This is a genomic window from Gryllotalpicola reticulitermitis, assembly GCF_042651345.1.
Classification (GTDB): domain Bacteria; phylum Actinomycetota; class Actinomycetes; order Actinomycetales; family Microbacteriaceae; genus Gryllotalpicola; species Gryllotalpicola reticulitermitis.
This window is the reverse complement of the sequence record NZ_JBHSCN010000002.1, coordinates 417,254-435,486: the sequence shown is the minus strand read 5'-3', so window position 1 is coordinate 435,486 and position 18,233 is coordinate 417,254. Positions and strand designations below refer to the sequence as shown.

The following is an 18,233-nucleotide window of genomic DNA, read 5'->3' as shown; positions in this document are numbered from 1 at the left end:
GGGCTACGCCAGTCCCGGGAAGCGGGGGCGCTGCGTCTCGATGCCGGGCATGACAAGCTGGCTCCCGGCTGCGGGATTCGAGAAGGCGAGACCCGGCTCTGTCCCGTCGAGGCCGGTGAGCGTCAGTTCGAACGGCTCGGTGTAGCGGAAGTCGCCGGCAGCGTCCATCTCGAAGGGCAGGTCGTGGCCGGGCCGGACGAGGTCGGCTGCGTCGCGGATGCGGGCGATCGAGCGCTCGGCGAGCTCGGTGTCCCAGAGCACGAGCGCGTTGCGACCGGACGCCGCGACCTGGGTGTTCTGGATCGCGTCGCCCGCGACGACGATGGTGCCGTCGGCGGTCTCGACGGCGACGGCCACGCTGCCCGCCGAGTGGCCCGCGGCGTCGATCAGGGTGACGCCGGGCAGCACTTCACCGCCGGGGCGGACGAGCGTGAGGCGATCGCGGTAGCCGTCGAACACGCCGTTGATCCAGTCGGGGCTTGGCCAGTCGTTCGGATGCGGGTCCCTGATGTAGGTCCGCTCTGCTTCGCTCAGCATGATCTCGGAGCTGCGGAACACATTGAGGTTGCCGGTGTGATCCCAATGCGCGTGCGTGCACAGCACAGTGTCGATGTCACCGGGAGTCAGGCCCTCGCGTGCGAGCGCGGCTTCGAGCGGTCGGCGTCGGCCGGTGTGACCCACGTCGACGACGATGCGACGGAGCGCCCCGGTCCGATCGCGGCCGGTGATGAGAGTCACGGCGCAGAAGGCGACGCTGCCGCGGTCGGTCTCCATGCGGCTGCCGGCGAGCAGCGTGGTGACGGTCGGATGCTGTTGCACTGGGGAGGCCATCACGACGCCGCCTGAATCGTCGCGTCTTCGGCCAGTTCCGAAAGCGGCGGCTCGGGCCTGGACAGCAGCGGGCCGAAACGACGGCCGAGCAGCAGGATGCCGAGGGCGGCCGCGAGCATGATCGCGCCGAGCACGTACATCGAGACGCTGTAGCTGCCGTGGTTCGCGGTCACGAGCTCACCGGTGAGGTACGGCGCCACGAAACCCGCGAGGTTCCCGACCGAGTTGACGAGGCCGATGCCGGCCGCGGCGGCCGTTCCGCCCAGCAGGGTGGCGGGGAACTGCCAGAACACGGGGAGGGCGGCGTACGACACGATCGAGGTGACGGTCACGGCCGCGATCTCGAGCCAGAAGTTCCCGAGGTGGACGGCGAGGGCGGTAACGACCGCGCCGATGATCATCGGGCCGGCGATGTGCCAGACCCGTTCGCGGGTGCGGTCGGAATGGCGCGCCCAGATCAGCATGAGGACCGTCGTGAAGAGATACGGTACGGCCGTGATCCAGCCGACCGCCTGCACGCTGAGCGCCGAGCCGGTGGTCTTGATGATCTGCGGCAGGAAGAAGCTCAGGGTGTACGGGCCGAACTGCAGCCCGAAGTGGATGAGCGCGAGGGCGATGACGCGGCCGTCGAGAAGCGCTCGGCGCACCGAGACCTTCGAGCCGACGACCGCCTCGGCGGCTTCGGCCGACAGCCGCGCGTCGAGTGAGGACTTTTCGTCGACGCTCAGCCAGCGCACGTCCTTGGGGCGGCTCGGCAGGAAGATGATCGTCAGGATTCCGACGATGATCGCGGGGATGCCTTCGATGAGGAACATCGTCTGCCAGCCGGCGAGGCCCAAGAATCCGGTCGAGTGCGAGATGACGAACGTCGAGAGCGGCGCCCCGATCACGCTCGACAGAGGAGACGCGGCCATGAAGGCCGAGATGGCGAGCGCGCGCTGTCGCTTCGGGAACCAGTACGTCAAGTACAGGATGATGCCGGGGAAGAATCCGGCCTCGGCGACGCCCAGCAGGAATCGGAAGATGTAGAAGCTGACCGGCCCGTGCGCGAGGAACGTCAGCGACGAGATGATGCCCCAGGTGATCATGATCCGGGCGATCCAGACCCGTGCTCCGAGGCGGTGGAGCAGCAGATTGCTCGGCACCTCGAAGATGAAGTACGCGATGAAGAAAATGCCGGAGCCGAAGCCATAGGCGGCCGCATTGAGGCCGATGGATTCGTTCATCGTGAGCGACGCGAAACCGATGTTGACGCGGTCGAGGTAGCAGATGAAGTTGAGGATCAGGATCATCGGGATGATCCGGTATGCGGCTTTGCGGATTGCGCTGCGCTCGGCGCTGAGCGAGATGCTCATGCGGGCTACTCCAGTTCTTGATGCGGATGCGTGGGGGAGGTGGAAGCACGTACTACGAGTTCGGGCTCGTAGACGTGGCGGAAATCGGTGGGGGGCGGCTCGGCGCGCAGGCGACGGATGAGCACGTCCACGGCGGCGCGCGCCATGGCGGCGACCGGTTGCCGGATCGTAGTGAGTGCCGGGCGCGTGTAGGACGCGAGGGGGATGTCGTCGAAGCCGATGACTGACACGTCGTCGGGAACGGAGAGCCCGGCGTGCTCGAGCCCCGTCATTGCGCCGATCGCATACATGTCGTTGATGCATACGAGCGCGGTCGGCGGCTCGGGTAGTTCCGCGAGCTGGCGCGCCCCGAGGGCGCCGAGGGCGGCACCCTCGTCGTCGCCGAACGCGCTGCTCTGGCTTCCTTCCCAGACGAGCGATCCGTCGAAGCTCAGGCCGGCCGCGCCGAGAGCATCGCGGTATCCGTCGAGGCGGTCCCGTCGGCTCGCGGTGCGGATCGGGCCGGAGAGGAATCCGATCCGACGATGGCCGAGCTCCAGCAGGTGCCCGGTCGCAAGCCGGGCGCCGAGTCGGTTGTCGACCGTGGCCCACTCGATGTTCGGAATGTCGCCGCCATGGAACTCGCGGTCGAATGCGACGACGGAGAGTCCGCGCTCGGCGAGAGGAACGATGTGGCCGATGGAGAGCGGCGACGATCCGAAGATGACGGCGCGGATGCCCTGGCGGTACATCGCCTCTGCGTGCGTGCGTTCGCGCTCAGCGAGGCGCTCGCTGCTCCCGACGAGCACGCCGAAGCCGGCGGCGAGCGCACCTTCTTCGGCCGCGCGCACGAATTCCCCCCAGAACGGGTTCGCGACCGAGGGCACGATGACCCCGATGATCTCTGCGTGGCCGGTGCGCAGCTGTCGCGCGGAGGCGAGCGGGACGTAGCTCAGCGCGTCCATGGCGGACCTGATGCGCAGCCGCGTCTCGTCGTTCATCCGCGCGTCGCGGCCATTCAGAAAGTTGGAAACCGTGGTGCGGGAGACGCGCGCGAGTCGCGCGACGTCTTCGATCGTCGAGCGGCCGCCCGTGGTTGCCGGCATGACCTACCTCCTTGCTTCGAGCGCCATTGATCGAGCCAAGGCTCGTGGTGTATCGATACACTAAGCATGGTAACGCCGATCGTGCAAATCGCCGGATGCTTGTGAATCCGGCGCTACGATGAACCGGTGCATCGGTTCACTCCCGGCGTGACTGCGCCGGACCGAGCACCATTGGAAGGACCACGTTCTATGACCTCGAACACGTCTCTTGGCGGCCGTACCGCACTCGTCACCGGGGGCGCCATCGGAATCGGCGCGGGAATCGCCGTTGAGCTGGCGGCCCGGGGCGCGCGTGTCGCCGTCACCTATCGCACACACGAGCCCGATGCGGAATTGCTCGGGCGGCTCCGCGAGCTGTCCGGGGCCGAACCGATCGCCATCTCGGTCGATGCGACGGACGAGTCTCAGGTCGCGGAGCTTCCGGCGCGACTGAGCGATGCCTTCGGCGGTGTGGACATCCTCGTGAACAACGTCGGGGGCCTGGTGCAGCGCGCGACGATCAGCGACATGGACTACGCGCTGTGGCGGCGCGTGCTCGCCGTCAACCTCGACAGCCTCTTCCTCGTCACGCACCACCTGCTTCCCACGATGCGTGACGGCGCAGGGCGCATCATCAACGTCGCCTCGCTCGCCGGGCGCAATGGCGGGCACGCCGGCGCCACCGCCTATGCGGCATCGAAGGCGGCGATCTTCGGGTTCACCCGCGGGCTCGCGAAAGAGGTCGCGCCGCGTGGCATCACCGTCAACGCGCTCGCGCCGGGCTTCATCGAGGCCACGCCGTTCCACGACACGTTCACCACGCCCGAATCGAAGGCGGCGACGATCGCGACGATTCCGGTCGGCCGCGCTGGAGTCCCGGCCGACGTCGCTTCAGCCGCGGCGTGGCTGGCTCAGCCCGACGCCTCGTTCATCAGCGGCGCGGTGATCGACATCAACGGCGCACAGTACTTCGGCTGAGCCGCGTCACCGCGCCGCCCGAGGGCTAGCGCGACCAGATGCTCCCGAGCGCTCGCAGAACGTTGGCCCCGAGAACCTTTCCGATCTCCTCGTCCGAGAAGCCCTCGTGCACGAGCCACGCGGCGATGTTGTGGAAGTTCTCGCTGGGGTTCTCGAGCCCGTCGACGTACGCGACACGTGGGTGCGGCCGCGTAGTGGTGGCCGCCGAGGCGAGCAGTGCCGAGAAAGCCGTGTGCAGCCCGACGTGATCGCCGTAGAGCGTGTCGGGCCCGAACGCCACGTGGTCGATGCCGACGAGGTCGAGGCAGTAGCGGAAGTGGTCCATGACGGACGCGATGCTGTGCTCGGGGTGGTCGCGCGAGATGGTCGTGTGCGGCGCGGCGGAGATTCCGATCACGCCGCCGGAGGCCGCGACGGCGCGCAGGGCGTCGTCGGACTTGAGGCGCGGGATGTCCCACAGCGCCCGCGCTCCCGCGTGCGTCATGAAGATCGGCGCGTTCGACGCCTCGGCCGCTTCGATGCCCGTGCGGTCGGACGAGTGCGAGACGTCGATGGCGAGGCCGAGCTGATTCATGCGACGCACCGCAGCGCGGCCGAACTTCGTGAGCCCGAAGTCGGTGGGCTCGTTGAGGCCGGCTCCGAGGCCGTTGGAGTCGGAGTACGCGATGCCGATCTGACGGATGCCAAGGCCGTAGAGCACGTCGAGGCGGTCGAGATCGTTGCCGATCGGCGTCGCGGCCTCAAGGCCGAGGACCAGTCCGACCCGCCCGGCCGCGTGGGCGGCCTCGATGTCCGCGACACGACGGATGATCACCACGTGGTCCTGGTGGGCGATGTCCGCCTGGCGCATGCCGAGGTCGACGATGACGTCATCCCACTGCCACGGGGTGTTGCCGGTCACCATCGCGGTGCCGTCCATCATGTTGTCGAACACGACGGTGAGCCCCGATCGGCGCAACCCGGCGAAGGCGGTGTGCTGACGGCCGGTGCGGTTGTACGCGGGCGTGTTGGCCATGTCCGCGGGGAACAGCACCGGGTGGTCGTGCAGGCTGATCGTGATGAGCGCCTGGAGCAACCGCTCCGCGCGCTCGGTCTCGGCCGCCGAGAACCCGCCGTCGAACGGCGCGACCCGATCGAACTCCGGGGTCAGTGGGTCGCGCGGCAGACCCAGGTCGCCGTTCAGATAGTCGTAGGACCGGTACGGTGTCGTCATTGCGCGCTTCCTCCCGCGCTCGCAGCGTGCACAGCGGCCCCCGACAGTGAATGCTCACCATCGGCGAGCAGCCGCCACAGCGCCTCCCACGCCCGCAGTCCCTCGCCGATTCGGCGAATGCGCAGGAACTCGTTCGGCGCGTGCAGATTCTCATCGGACGTGGAGAACGAGAAGAACATGGTCTTGGCCCCGAGCACCTCCTCGAACAACGTGGTGGCGGGGAGCGTCCCCGCGATCACGGCGAGCAGAACGTCCTCGCCCGGGTATACGACGCCGAGCGCCTCCGCGGCCGCCGCGATGGCGGGGTGCTCGGGGTCGATGCGGTACGCCGGAACCCGCGCCGTGTCGTAGTCGATGTGCACGGTGACACCGTCGATCGCGAGGCCGTGGACGTGCGCGCCGATCGCGGCGAGCACGTGGGTGGGGTCCTGCGTGCCGACCAGGCGGCAGGACAGGTGCGCGACCGCGGTGTGGGGGATGACAGAGTACTTGCCGCCGCTGGAGACCCCCGTGATCTCGAGAGTCGGGCGCTCCCAGAGCCGCTCGAGTGTGCTGAAGCCCGCCTCCCCGAACAGTTGCGGCACCCCGAGCGCGACGCGGTAATCGTCGTCGTCGAACGGGACGGCGGCGATCTCCGCCCGGCGGTCGTCGCTGAGCTCGGGGACTCCGGCGTAGAAGCCGCGCACCGCGACCCGGCCGGTCTCATCGTGCAGACTCGCGAGGATCGTGGCGAGCGCGTGCACCGGGTTCGCGACCGTGCCGCCGAAGCGGCCCGAGTGCAGGTCCACGGATGCTCCGGTCACCGCGATATCGAGGCTCACGAGTCCCTTCGATGCCACCGAGAGCGACGGCTCGCCGGGGCGCCACTGCGCGCCGTCGGCGGAGATGACGAGGTCGGCGCCCAGCTCGTCGGCATGCGACCGCACATAGGCGGACAGATGCGGGCTGCCGATCTCCTCTTCGCCCTCGATCAAGAACTTCACGTTGAGCGGCAGACCGCCCTCCTGCGCGATGAACGCCTGGGCGAGCTTGAGCACGATGAACACCGGCCCCTTGTCGTCCGTCACCCCACGGCCACGGACCACATCGCCGTCGATGACGAGCTCGAACGGGTCGCTCGTCCACTCCTCGCGACTGCCGGTCGGCTGCACGTCGTAATGCCCGTAGACGAGGATCGTCGGCGAGCCCGGCGCGCCGAGCCATTCACCGCGCACCACGGGGAAGCCATCCGTTTCGGTCACGCGCCCATTCGCGAACGCGAGCTGCGCGGCGACCCACTCGGCGGCCTCGCGCATCGTCTCGGCAGCCGCACTGCGGCTGATGCTCGGGATCGCGACGTACTCGCCGAGCTCGGGCAGGAGGCTCGTGGAATCCGGGAAGTTCAGCGAGCGGCTCATCGCTTCGACCAGCCGTTCTCGAGCAGCTCGCGCACCTCGAGCACGCCCGCGTCCCAGACCGTCTGCATGTCCTCATCCGATCGGCCGTAGTCACCGCCGTGACTGCCGTCGGGTGACGCCTTGCGCATCTCGCTGCTCGAGAGCACGGCGGTCAGCGTGCGCGGCAGGGGCGGGATGCTACCGCCGGGGATCTCGGCGCCCTCGACCCGCGTCCACGGGAAGTTCTCGACCCAGGCGCCGTGCAGCTGCACGTCCGAGAAGACGCCGGCGGCCGCGGCGGTGCGCGGTGCGTTGTACCAGCTGTGGAAGAGCACCTCGACGCCCGGTGTGCGCTGGGTGCTCAGCCACTCCCTGATCAGCCCGGTCACGGGAGCATTGCCGCCGTGACCGTTGATGAGTGCGATGCGCCGGAAGCCCTGCCCGACCATGACGTCCAGCAGGTCGCGGATCACCTCGATGTAGGTCGTGATGCGCAGGCTCATGCTGCCCGGGTACTCGGTGAAATACGGCGCCATGCCGAACGGCAGGGTCGGCAGCACCGGAATGCCGAGCGGCTCGGCGGCCTCGACCGCCACCTTGCCGGCGAGCAGGGCATCCGTCGCCAGTGAGAGGTGACCATGCTGTTCTGTCGAACCGACCGGCAGGACGATCCGATCGTCGTGGGTCAGATACTCCTCGATCTGCATCCAGTTGCGGTCTTGGATTCTCATGCTCTCATTCCCCTTCTTTACAGCCGCGTGATCTAGAGCCGCTGCCGTGCACCGGCGAGCGCCGCGGTGCGCGCCATCTCGTTGCCGACGATCATCAAGCCCTCGTCGACGCCCATGCCGGGCTTGGCGAGCACCTGGCTTGCGGCGCAGGCCATGGCGATGTGTGCGGAGATCTGCGCGGAGCGGTCCGTCTCGTTGCAGGTGCCGCCGCAATAGGCCTCGAGGCCGGCTTCCCTGGCCAGCAGCAGGGCCTCGATGGTGTTGTTCACGCCGCCGAGATCGGGCGTCTTGACGTGGATCACGTCGGCCGCGCCGGCCTCGACGAACAGACGGATGTCGTCGAGGGTGTTGCACCACTCGTCGACGGCGATCTTCACGGTGGCGCCGCGGGACCGCAGCGCCGCACGCAACTGCACATAGAGCGTGATCTGAGCGTCGCGGGCGCCCGCATCGATCGGATGCTCGACCGTCAGCTCGTAGGGCGCGCACAGCCGCCCCAGCCCGTCGAGATACTCGGCGACCGCGTCGATGTCACCTCCGAAGGCGAGCCCCACCGTGCCGTAGGTGTCGACGTGAATGCGCGGGCGGTAGCTCTCATCCGGCCTGAGCTGACCGATGCGACCCACGAGCCACGCGAGGTATTCCGCGAGTGCCTCGCCGCGCTCGCCCAGCTTCTCGGGCGTGTTGATCAGGGCGTGAGGAAGCACATCGACGCGCTTCGCGATCATCTTCTCGGCGTTCAGGTATCGGTCATCGCCGGTCTGCGCGTAGAGCGGCACGGCACGCAACTCGACCCCCGTGCCGTACTCGTCGCGCACGAGCTCGGCCATGGTGAGTCGGTGCGCGTGGGCCACGGCGCCGAGCAGCGCCTGGCTGACGCCGTAGCGCACGGCCGTGTGGAGCGCCCCCGTCGGAGTCTCGATCGCCTCGATGAGTGCCGCCTCCTCACGGAATCCGCTCAGCTCGCGGCCACGCAATCGGGGCGCGACGTACTCCGCCACCGCGACCGCCGCGTCGGCAGCCGAGAAGACGGGGTCGCGGCCGCCCGCGCCGCTGTACTGCACGGCCGCGCAATCGCCGTGCACCACGGTTCCGTCGTCGAGCAGGAGCATCACGGACAGGGCCTCGCCGGGCTGACGGATGCCGGTGAAGCCCGGCGTCAGCGGCGCGCCGAGGTACCCGAAGCCGTCGTGGGCGGCCCCCGCGCGGATCGCGGCCTGGTCGTCCGTGAAGAAGCCGGTGCGACCCGGCACGGCGAGCACGTCGTCGACGCGCATCAGACGGTTCGCGGCGTCTGCAGAGCGGCGACGAAGTCGGCGAGCTCGTCGAGGTTCGCGACCTCGCAGGTGCGCCGGCCCTGTTCGATGTCGTGGATCATCTCGACCACGCGGTCGAAGATCGGGCCCTGGAAGTCCTTGTGGACCTCGTCGACCTCGGTCTTGCGCTTGCGGACCATCAGGTCGCGATAGATGCCGCTGTGGCTCTTCGCGCTCTTGCGGTTGAACAGGGCGAGCCGGTCGAGCGAGCCCTCGAGGTCGTCCGGCACGAAGCCGTCGAAGCTCTCGACCGCGACGGGGGCCTGAGCGAGCACCTCTTCGGCGATCGCGATCATCACCGGGCGGTATCGGGGGCGCTCGAGGGTCTCGGCGATCGGCAGGTCGGACACGGCGCCGGCCCACATCATCGCGCCGTAGGCCTCTTTGCCCCACAGGTACCCGAGCACGTTGTCGGTGGGCTCGGCATAGGGCAGCGCGTCGGCGATCTCGCGGACCCGCTCGGTGATCGCACCGCCGGCGAGTTCGCCGACCCGGAAGGTGCCGACGTTGCCCTGCATCACCCGGCCGGGGCCCATGACGTCCGCGCCGAAGTTGACGAAGGCGGAGATGACGCGCTCGGCGCCGACGGCGTCGATGAGGGCGCCCGCCGTGAGGCCGTTCTGAACGGTGAGCACGTAGCCGTCGGGAGCGAGACGATCGCGCAGCAGTTCGGCAGCGGATGCCGAGTGCAGGCTCTTGACTGCGACGAGCGCGCGCTCGATGCGGTCGGGCAGCTGGTCGGGAGTGATCGCCGGCACGCGCACGGTGAACTCCTCGACCGGGCCCTCGATGTGCAGGCCGTCGCGCTGGATCGCGGCGACGTAGTCGGGGTCGGCGTCGCACAGGGTGATGTCGTGCCCGTCGCGGAACATGCGGGCGCCGATCGTGCCGCCGATCGCGCCGGCGCCGATGATGGTGAGCTTCACGTGATTCTCCTTGGATGTGGACCGTGTTCAGTCGACTGCAGCGCCGGCCGGCACTGTGCGGTCGAGGAAGTCGCGGATGACCTGCTGGAACTTCTCGCGCTCCTCGACCTGCGGGGAGTGGCCGGACTTCTCGAAGATGACGAGCTCGGAGTCCGGAACGAGCGCGGCGATGGTCTCGGAGGCGCTGACGGGCGTGACCCAGTCACCGCGGCCGACGGTGACGAGAACCGGGACGGTCAGGCCCGGCAGGAGCGGCTTGACGTCGTACGTCGGGAAGTTCTCCTGGAAGCAGGCGTTGTGCGACTCGTGCCGATAGATGCCGGCTTCGACGGCCGCGGTCGACTTCGCCTCGTCGTACTCGTAGTCGTAGAGCGGAATGAGCTCGGCCCACAGCGCCTTGAGCTCGGCGTCGCTGCGCACGTTGCCCGACCAGTACCGGTCGAAGTGCTCCCAGTTGATCTCGACGCGATCCTGGTTCCTGGCGTTCTCGAACGCGAGCTCGAGATTCGTCCCGTCGGCCGAGGTGTCACGCAGCAGTACGGCCGAGACGTGCTCGGGGTACCGCACGGCGTACTCGAGTGCGATGAAGCCGCCGTAGGAGCCGCCGGCGACGACGACCTTCTCGGCCCCGGCCCATTTGCGCAGTTCGTCGACGTCGGCAGCCCATTGCGCGTGCGAGTAGGGCGGGATGCCTTCGCTCAAGCCGCAGCCGCGGGAGTCGAAGACGATGACCCGGAAGCGGTCGGCGAGTGTCCCGAAGGTCGACTTCGGCTCGGCGAGCGAGCCGATGCCGCCGCCACCGTGGTGAGCGATCAGCACCGGGCCGTCTTCCGGCCCGAAGACCTCGACGTTCAGGCGGCAGCCGTTGATCGTGACATCCATCATTCGTCCTCTGTCCTGTTCGTGCCGCGTGCGGAGGCGCCGGCCGGATCTCCGGCGTCGCGCCGCCACGCGGCGATGTTTTCGGTCAGCACCCCGAGCGGTACCGCTCCGCTGCCGAGCACCGCGCCGTGGAAGTCCGCGATCGAGAATGCGGTACCGAGTGCCGCCTTGGACTCTTCGCGCAGACGCAGGATCTCGCGACGGCCGATCATGTATGCGAGCGCCTGACCCGGCCACGCGATGTAGCGGTCGACCTCGTTCGTCACGTGCTCCCGCGTCGTCGCCGTGTGCTCCCACATGAACTCGATCGCGCGCTCGCGGGACCAGCCGAAGTGGTGGATCCCGGTGTCGACGACGAGGCGGCAGGCGCGCAGAGCGCGGAAGGACAGCATGCCGAGCCGGGCGACATCGCTGCTGTACAGCCCGATCTCGTCGGCGAACTGCTCGGAGTACAGGCCCCAGCCCTCGTTGAAGCTGCACGCCTCGACGTCCAGGTGGCGGCGATAGCGGGGAATGTCGAGCAGCTGGGCACTGGACAGCTGCAGGTGGTGACCGGGTACGGATTCGTGGAACGCGAGCGCCTCGTACTCGTAGCGATACCGCGACGTGGGATCGGTGGCGAGCAGGCAGTGCGCGCCGGGCCGGCTTCCGTCGACCGCAGGGGGCCGGTAGTACGCCATCGCGGTGTTCGACGCTTCGACGGGGTTGATCACCTCGATGGAGCAGGCCGGAATGTCGAACGCCGGGAAGTAGCGGTCCCGCACCGCCTCGGCCCGGTCGAGCGCGGCCTGCGCGACGGAGACGATCTGATCGGTCGTCTCGAAGCGCAGCGCCGGGTCCGCGCGCATCCGCTCCGCGATGACGGTGAATTCGCCCTCGCCGAGCGCGCCGCGTCCGATCGTCGACCACTCGGCCTGCATCTCGTCAAGCACCTCGAGCCCGATCTCGTGCACCTCGGCTGGTGTGAGAGCAGTCGTGGTGTGCCGCGCGACGGCGGCGAGGTAGCCGGCCTCACCACCCGGCAGATGGCACACTCCGACGCGGTCGTTGGGGCGCGCGATCGGCAGGAATTCGCTGTGCAGCCGCGTGGCCAGAGCCGCCATCGCCGGGCGGATCTCGTCGGCGACGATGGTGCGCGCCCGATCACGGGTCCTGTCGTCTCCGCTCGTCCGCGCCGGCGTGAGCAGCACGTCGCGGTCGAGCTCGTAGGCGAGGTAGCCCTCGAGCTGCTGGATCGAGTGCTCCACGCCGAGCGCCGTGGGCACAGCGCCGCGCCCCGCCTCGACGGCGTAGCGGTCGCCGACGGCCGTCAGCGTGCGTGCGACACCCGAGAGACGGCTGAGGTAGCGCTCTGCGGGATCGCCGGGTGACGCGCTCATCGCGGGAACGGCCTGGAAGATGAGGCCCTGCCGGCTCACGTAGCTCTTGGCGGAGGCGTTCGCGGCCCACAGCGAGTGCTCCGCATCCTGCTGCGCCCCGTGCACGAGCGCGGCGAGCACGCTGCGATCGACGACGCCGGCGCGGTCGAGCTCGCCGGGATCGATCGCGGCGACCTCCGCCTCGATGCCGGAGAGTCGGGCTGCGGCGGTCTGGGATGCCTCGAGGCTCGGGTCCCCGGGCAGGTCGTCGAACTCGCTGAGCCCGAGCAGCGTGGCGTTGTACGGGTCGTAGCTGTGCTGGGTGGCGAAGTACTTCTCGCCGAGCGCGGCCAGGCGATCGGATGCTGTGATGGTGGTGTCAGTCATCGTCGGGTCCGCGTTCAGAACAGCGAGTGTCCGCCGTCGATGGAGATGGTCTGTCCGCTGACCCAGTCGGCGGCGGGCGAGACGAAGAACTCGACGCCGCGTGCGATGTCCTCGGGCTTGCCGGTCTTGCGCGTCGCGATGCGCTCGAGCAACGCTCGCTGTCCCTCTTCGCCGTAGCTGTCCCACTGCGCCTGGCTCGTCGGGTTCGAGAGCACGAAGCCGGGGCAGATGCAGTTGACCGTGATGCCGTGCGGACCGAGCTCGTGAGCCATCTGGCGGGTGAAGCCGATCTGCGCCGCCTTGGCCGTCGTGTACGCCTGGATTCCGGTGAGGCTCACACTGCGCCCGGCGCCGGAGGAGATGTTGACGATGCGCCCGTACCCGCGCTTCTTCATGCTGCGCGCGGCGGCACGCGTGCAGTTCTTGGCGGTGGTGACGTTGGCGGAGATGACGGCATCCCATGCGTCATCAGTGAGTTCGTCGATCGGTGTGTGCGTCTGGCCGACGACGCCACCCGCGTCATTGACCAGGATGTCCACGTCGCCGATGCCGGCGAAGTAGTCCTCGACCGCGGCGGCATCGCTCAGATCGACGGTGTCCTTGTCGACCCGGTGGACAGTCGCGCCCTCGGCCTCAAGCCGATCTGCGATGGCGCGACCGATGCCCTGCGCGGTTCCGGTCACGACCGCGACCATGCCGGTGAGCTCTGCCATGATTTCCTCATTCCTCTTCGTGGCGTTGACGTTCTGGGGTTGTGGTGAGGTCGACACTCATCGCGGCGGGCGAGCGGTAGGCGCGGGCGATCTGCACCGAGTCCTCCCACTGCTTCATCCGCGCGATTCCGCGTTCGCCGCTCGCGAGCATCACGGCCTCGACGAGCGCCTCGATGAGCACGAGCAGCGCCACCACCGAGTCGAACGGCACGCCGTCGACCGTGACGGGCAGCACGATGTCCGCGCTTTCGGATGCCGGCGAGAGGCCCTGGTCGGTGATGACGATGACGGTCGCCCCGCGAGACTTCGCGAGTTCCGCTGTCTGCTTCGCGGCCAGCTCGTAGCGACGGAAGTCGAGGATGATCGCAACGCTGCCCGAGCCGAGCCGCAGGTACTTGCTGACGTCGTGGCCGAACAGCTCTTGCACGTATTCGACGTTGGGGATGACCTGGTCGAGCTGGCTGCTGAGCAGCATCGCCATGTAGCGGGTGAAGTAGCCGCCCGAGATGGTCACCTGGCGTGGTCCGGCGGCCAGCAGTTGCACCGCGTGATCGAACTCGCTCGGCGGGACGCTCGTGGGAAGCTCGTGGATCAGGGGCAGCTTGTTGGTCACTGCGTCCTGAAGCACGCCGGACTCGGTGTGCTTCACCGTGCTGTGCTGGGTGCGACTCACCGGACTGTTCATGTGATGCGTGATCTCCTCACGCAGCAGTCGCTGGAACTCGGGGTAGCTGTTGATGCCGAGGCGCGCGACGAGGCGCAGCACCGTAGGCGTGCTCGTGCCGGCCGCCTTCGCGAGAGCGGCGGCGCTCTGCAGCCCCGCACTGGGGTAGCTCGCGAGCAAGGTACGCGCCACCTTCTTCTCCGCTGGCGCCAGTTCGCCCATCCGCTCGAAGATCTCGTCGTTCACCGGCATGTAACTCGCCTACTTCCTGTTCGAGGCCTGTGCGGGCAGCCTCGGCCCGCGGTTTCATCGTGGCCTACGTCAAGAGAACGAGTCCGTCGTCGCCGTCGAACGCGGCGAACATCGTGGGTGAGTTGTGGGCCACGGTGACGCGGCCTTCCGCATCGACGGCGACAAGACCGCCGCTCGCCCCGCGTGCGGTCAGCTCGGTCTCGACCGTCTGCGTCACGGCGTCGGGGAGTCCTGAGCCGAGGTAGCGCATGCGAGCGGCGATGTCATAGGCCACGACGCCGCGGATGAATGCCTCGCCCTCACCGGTGCACGAGATGGCGACGATCTCGTTGCGCGCGTAGGTGCCGGCACCGATCACGGGCGAGTCTCCGACGCGGCCGTCCGTCTGATTCGCCATGCCTCCGGTCGAGGTGGCCGCGGCGACGTTGCCGCGCGCGTCGCGTGCGACCGCCCCGACCGTCCCGTGTCTCGGGCCGTCGCCGCTCTGAGCGCGGATGCGCGCCAGCTGTTCGACGCGAGCCTCGGTGATGAAGTAGTCCTGGGGCGCGGTCTCGACGCCCCAGGCCGTCGCGAGTTCCGCGCTGGGCCGGACCAGGAAGAGGTGCTTGCTGCGCTCCATCACCTCGCGCGCGAGGAACACGGGGTTCTTCGCGAACCGTGAGGCCGCGATCGCACCGGCGAGGCCGCGCTCGCCGTCCATCACGGCCGCGTCGTGCTCCACGCAGCCGTCGGTGGTGAGCGCCGCGCCGCGCCCGGCGTTGAACAGGGGGTCGTTCTCGAGCTGCTCGACGGCGGCGCAGACGGCGTCGACGGCGCTGCCGCCCGAGCTCAGCACGGCCGTGCCCGCGTGGTGCGCCGCTCGAAGGCCTGCCTCGAAAGCGGTGCGGCTCTCCTGCGAGAGTTCTTCGATCCGGCCGCCGGCCCCTCCGTGCAGCGCGAGTGCGTAGCCGTTCTTCGGCGCCACCTCCCACAGCCGCAGGGGGCGGGGGGCTGCGATGGCTTCTTCGTCACGGGACATTGGGGACCTCCGTAGTGGCGGTGAGGTCGACGACGCGATCGGGGGACCGGTGCCGTCGGCGTGGGCTGGAACGACCCAGCGGGGTGCGTAGTGTTTATTACACTAATTGCGCTGTTTTTCGTCTATGTTACGAACGTCACACAATGACGTTGCCGCCGACGCTCAGCGCCTCCTCGGCGAAGAGTGCTGCCGCGAGCAGCCTGGCGTCCTCGCCGCGCGGGGCGGCGAGTTGCAGCCCGACGGGCAGTCCGTCGGTCGTGAGACCGCACGGAATGACGATCGCGGGCTGGCCTGTCGCGTTGTACGGCCCGCTGAAGATCCCCTCGATCTCGCCCTCGGGAGTGTCGACCGGCGGCGAGATCTCGGGTGCCGCGTACGGTGCTGCCGGCCCCACGAGAACGTCCACGTCGCGCAACAGGGCGGCTGCCGGACCGAGAAGCGTGGTGCGACGCTCGAGTGCGTCGGCATAGTCCTCGCGCGTCACGCCGGCCGCGGCCCGAAGCATCCGTGCCGTCGTCGCCCCGAAATGATCCGGGTGCGCCGTCATCGTCTCGCCGTGCACCTGCCATGACTCGTACCGGATGATCGGGCCGAGTGGCTCGTTCAGCAGGTCGAGCGGGGCGCCACCCACGTCGATCACGTCGGCGCGGTGCGCGAGTCGCGCGATCGCGGCCTCGACGGATGCTCGGATGCCGGGCTCGAGCCGTGCGTCGCCGAGCTGGCTGCTCAGCACACCGAAGCGCAGGCCGCCGTCAGCGAGCGGGACGGCGGTTCCCGTCAGAGCCGTGAAGAGGCGGATCGCGGTGGCCACATCGCTCGTGAGGAACCCGACGTGGTCGAGCGATGGCGACAGCGGCTGCACGCCGGCTACGGGCAACAGGCCGAACGACGGCTTGAACCCGACGACACCGCAGTAGTGCGCAGGCAGGCGAATCGAGCCGCCCGTGTCGGTGCCGAGCGCTGCCGGGACCGCGCCGGTGCCGACGAGCGCCGCTGAGCCGCCGCTTGATCCGCCCGCCGTGAGGTGGGGTGCCACCGGGTTGCGCGCCTCGGGGAGCAACGGATGCTGCGCGCCGGCCGCGTACTCGAGCAGCGCCGTCGTCGCGGCGATGTCGGCGCCGAGCTCCCGCAGGCGAGAGATGATCGGCGCGTCCGCCTGGGCGGGTGGGCCGGCCATGTCTTCGGGGTTGCCGTTGCCACGCGGCTGACCCGCGATGTCGATCATGTCCTTCACGGCCACGGGCAGTCCGGCGAGCGGGCCGGCCGGTTCATGGTCCGGCGCGGGCAGCACTGTCACGACCGCATTGAGCGGCCGTCCTCGCGTCGAGATTGCCTCGCGAATCGATTGCGGGTCGCTCATCGTTCTCTCCTCTCGCGTGGCCGGCCTGCTTCGGGAAGTCGGCGTTGCGGCGGCCGTGATGGCGAATGTAACGAAAATGATTATTTCGAGCAAGTGACGTCATCTGTAACAAAACTGACGCATTCGCATGTTGGACTTATCCGCCAACGGATACCTCAGAGCTTTTTTCCGAACCCCAAGGAAACGAGACAATCAATGAACACCAAGACCAGGCGCATCGGCAGCGTCGCTGCCGTGGCCGTCGCGACGGCGCTCGTCATCACCGGCTGTTCGGGCGGAGGCGCGGCCTCGACCTCGAAGTCGACCTCGGCACCGGCCGGCGGAAATCTCATCATCGATGACGCGCAGGACGCGGTGTCGATGAACCCGACGACGACCTTCGACAACACGTCGCTCTACATCATGGAACAGATCATGCAGCCGCTGTTCACGGTGACGAAGGACGGCAAGGGCACTCAGCCCGACCTCGCCACGGGATATACCATCTCGTCGGACAAGAAGACCTACACGATCTCGCTGCGCAAGAACGTGAAGTTCTCCAACGGCCAGCCCATGACGTCGAAGGACGTCAAGTTCTCGCTGGACGCCGACACCGCGACGGGCAACACGGGCTGGGGCTACATCAACGGCGCGATCAGCAGCATCTCGACGCCCGACCCCGACACGGTGGTCATCCAGCTGAAGCACGCGTGGTCGCCGCTCATCGCCGACCTCTCGCTGTTCAGCAACAGCATCGTCCCCTACAACTACGCGGGCCAGTCGGCGAGCGAGTTCTACACGCATCCGATCGGCACCGGCCCGTTCAAGTGGGACTTCTGGAACAAGGGCCGCTCGCTCAAGGTCGTGAAGAACACCGACTACTGGCAGCCTGGCCTTCCCAAGCTCGACTCGGTCACCTGGAACGTCGTTCCTGACGACAACACGCGCAAGCTTCAGCTCCAGGGCGGCCAGGCGGACATCGACGCACTGCCGACCTGGGCCACGATGAACAGCCTGAAGGGGATGCCGGGAATCGACGCGACCTCGTTCCCGTCGACCGAGATCGACTACATCGGGTTCAACGAGCAGAAGGCGCCGTTCAACGACGTGCACGTTCGTCAGGCGATCTCGGCGGCGATCGACCGCAAGTCGCTCGTCTCGGCCGCGCTGTTCGGGCACGGCACGCCGGCGAACTCGCTGCTGATGCCGGGTGTGCCGTACTACGACGCCAAGACCCCGGGGATCCAGTACGACCTCGCAGCCGCCAAGAAGGACATGGCGGAGTCGTCCGTGCCGAACGGCTTCACCGTGAACTTCGGCATCCAGTCCGGCAACAGCGAGGAGGCCACGATCGGGCAGATCGTGCAGAGCGAGCTGCAGAAGATCGGCATCACGGTGAAGATCCAGCAGATCGACCCGACGACATTGCACGCTCAGGTGCAGGCCGGACAGTACGAGATGGCGATCTCCATCTGGACGATGGACATCCCCGACCCGGACGAGTGGGTGACGTTCGCCGTCAACCCCACTGGTGGAGCACACTCCGCGTTCACGTACTACAACAACCCGTCGGTGATCGCCCTGGCCCAGCAGGGGGAGCAGACCACCACGTCGTCCGCTCGTCAGACGATCTACACGAAGCTGCAGGACCAGGTCGCTGCGGACGCGCCGATGGCGTGGATGTTCTACGTGCCGTATGCCTACCCGACATCGAGCAAGGTCCACGGCTTCTACGTGACACCGCTCGGCAACTACCCGTTGCAGGACGTCTCGCTCAGCAAGTAGCGGCACGGGTGGGCGGCGCCTCCGACGGCGCCGCCCACCCTGCTC

At 68.4% G+C, this 18,233-nt stretch carries 16 protein-coding genes; 2 read left to right on the top strand and 14 right to left on the bottom strand.

The features are described 5' to 3' along the window. Positions 1-3 precede the first annotated feature (3 nt). From ACFOYW_RS02545 to ACFOYW_RS02535, 3 genes are read right to left on the bottom strand one after another with little or no spacing between them, the layout of a single operon-like run. On the bottom strand, positions 4-831 hold the full coding sequence (locus ACFOYW_RS02545; RefSeq protein ID WP_390227043.1) for an MBL fold metallo-hydrolase: 828 nt from the start codon (positions 829-831) through the stop codon (positions 4-6). After that, positions 831-2,186 (bottom strand): MFS transporter, encoded by a 1,356-nt coding sequence (locus ACFOYW_RS02540; protein WP_390227042.1) that lies wholly within the window; start codon positions 2,184-2,186, stop codon positions 831-833. The genes ACFOYW_RS02545 and ACFOYW_RS02540 overlap by 1 nt, the downstream gene beginning before the upstream one ends. Positions 2,187-2,191: 5 nt before the next feature. Then, a complete protein-coding gene (locus ACFOYW_RS02535; protein ID WP_390227041.1) occupies positions 2,192-3,271 on the bottom strand; it encodes a LacI family DNA-binding transcriptional regulator in 1,080 nt (359 codons plus the stop codon). A gap of 189 nt (positions 3,272-3,460) precedes the next feature. On the opposite strand from ACFOYW_RS02535, the gene ACFOYW_RS02530 reads away from it, so the two are divergent. Continuing rightward, the gene (locus ACFOYW_RS02530) at positions 3,461-4,228 is read left to right on the top strand and encodes an SDR family oxidoreductase (protein ID WP_390227040.1); all 768 of its coding nucleotides are present in this window, start codon (positions 3,461-3,463) and stop codon (positions 4,226-4,228) included. 25 nt (positions 4,229-4,253) lie between these two features. Here the strand turns inward: ACFOYW_RS02530 and ACFOYW_RS02525 are convergent, their stop codons facing one another. The 11 genes from ACFOYW_RS02525 to ACFOYW_RS02475 form a co-directional block, all read right to left on the bottom strand. Continuing rightward, positions 4,254-5,441 carry a dipeptidase gene (locus ACFOYW_RS02525; RefSeq protein ID WP_390227039.1) on the bottom strand — a complete coding sequence of 396 codons (1,188 nt, stop codon included), beginning with the start codon at positions 5,439-5,441 and terminating at the stop codon, positions 4,254-4,256. Next, on the bottom strand, positions 5,438-6,838 hold the full coding sequence (locus tag ACFOYW_RS02520) for a M20/M25/M40 family metallo-hydrolase (RefSeq protein ID WP_390227038.1): 1,401 nt from the start codon (positions 6,836-6,838) through the stop codon (positions 5,438-5,440). Before ACFOYW_RS02520 ends, ACFOYW_RS02525 begins: the two co-directional genes overlap by 4 nt. Next, the gene (locus ACFOYW_RS02515) at positions 6,835-7,548 is read right to left on the bottom strand and encodes a creatininase family protein (protein WP_390227036.1); all 714 of its coding nucleotides are present in this window, start codon (positions 7,546-7,548) and stop codon (positions 6,835-6,837) included. The genes ACFOYW_RS02520 and ACFOYW_RS02515 overlap by 4 nt, the downstream gene beginning before the upstream one ends. Positions 7,549-7,580: 32 nt before the next feature. Continuing rightward, entirely contained in the window at positions 7,581-8,825 is a 1,245-nt protein-coding gene (locus ACFOYW_RS02510; protein ID WP_390227035.1) for a methylaspartate ammonia-lyase, read from the bottom strand. Further along, positions 8,825-9,790 carry a ketopantoate reductase family protein gene (locus tag ACFOYW_RS02505; RefSeq protein ID WP_390227034.1) on the bottom strand — a complete coding sequence of 322 codons (966 nt, stop codon included), beginning with the start codon at positions 9,788-9,790 and terminating at the stop codon, positions 8,825-8,827. Before ACFOYW_RS02505 ends, ACFOYW_RS02510 begins: the two co-directional genes overlap by 1 nt. A 27-nt stretch (positions 9,791-9,817) precedes the next feature. Beyond that, entirely contained in the window at positions 9,818-10,675 is an 858-nt protein-coding gene (locus ACFOYW_RS02500; RefSeq protein WP_390227033.1) for an alpha/beta fold hydrolase, read from the bottom strand. After that, the gene (locus ACFOYW_RS02495) at positions 10,672-12,417 is read right to left on the bottom strand and encodes a DUF885 domain-containing protein (protein ID WP_390227032.1); all 1,746 of its coding nucleotides are present in this window, start codon (positions 12,415-12,417) and stop codon (positions 10,672-10,674) included. Before ACFOYW_RS02495 ends, ACFOYW_RS02500 begins: the two co-directional genes overlap by 4 nt. Before the next feature lie 14 nt (positions 12,418-12,431). Then, positions 12,432-13,130 (bottom strand): SDR family NAD(P)-dependent oxidoreductase, encoded by a 699-nt coding sequence (locus tag ACFOYW_RS02490; protein WP_390227031.1) that lies wholly within the window; start codon positions 13,128-13,130, stop codon positions 12,432-12,434. Between the two features lie 7 nt (positions 13,131-13,137). Next, positions 13,138-14,046: a MurR/RpiR family transcriptional regulator gene (locus ACFOYW_RS02485; protein WP_390227030.1), complete on the bottom strand. Its 909-nt coding sequence runs from the start codon at positions 14,044-14,046 to the stop codon at positions 13,138-13,140. A 64-nt stretch (positions 14,047-14,110) separates the two neighbouring features. Then, on the bottom strand, positions 14,111-15,064 hold the full coding sequence (locus tag ACFOYW_RS02480) for an isoaspartyl peptidase/L-asparaginase family protein (protein ID WP_390227029.1): 954 nt from the start codon (positions 15,062-15,064) through the stop codon (positions 14,111-14,113). A gap of 136 nt (positions 15,065-15,200) precedes the next feature. After that, the gene (locus ACFOYW_RS02475; protein ID WP_390227028.1) at positions 15,201-16,424 is read right to left on the bottom strand and encodes an amidase; all 1,224 of its coding nucleotides are present in this window, start codon (positions 16,422-16,424) and stop codon (positions 15,201-15,203) included. 195 nt (positions 16,425-16,619) lie between these two features. Between ACFOYW_RS02475 and ACFOYW_RS02470 the strand changes: the two genes are divergently transcribed. Further along, complete coding sequence (locus ACFOYW_RS02470) at positions 16,620-18,188, top strand: ABC transporter substrate-binding protein (RefSeq protein ID WP_390227027.1); 1,569 nt, start codon at positions 16,620-16,622, stop codon at positions 18,186-18,188. Positions 18,189-18,233 lie beyond the last annotated feature (45 nt).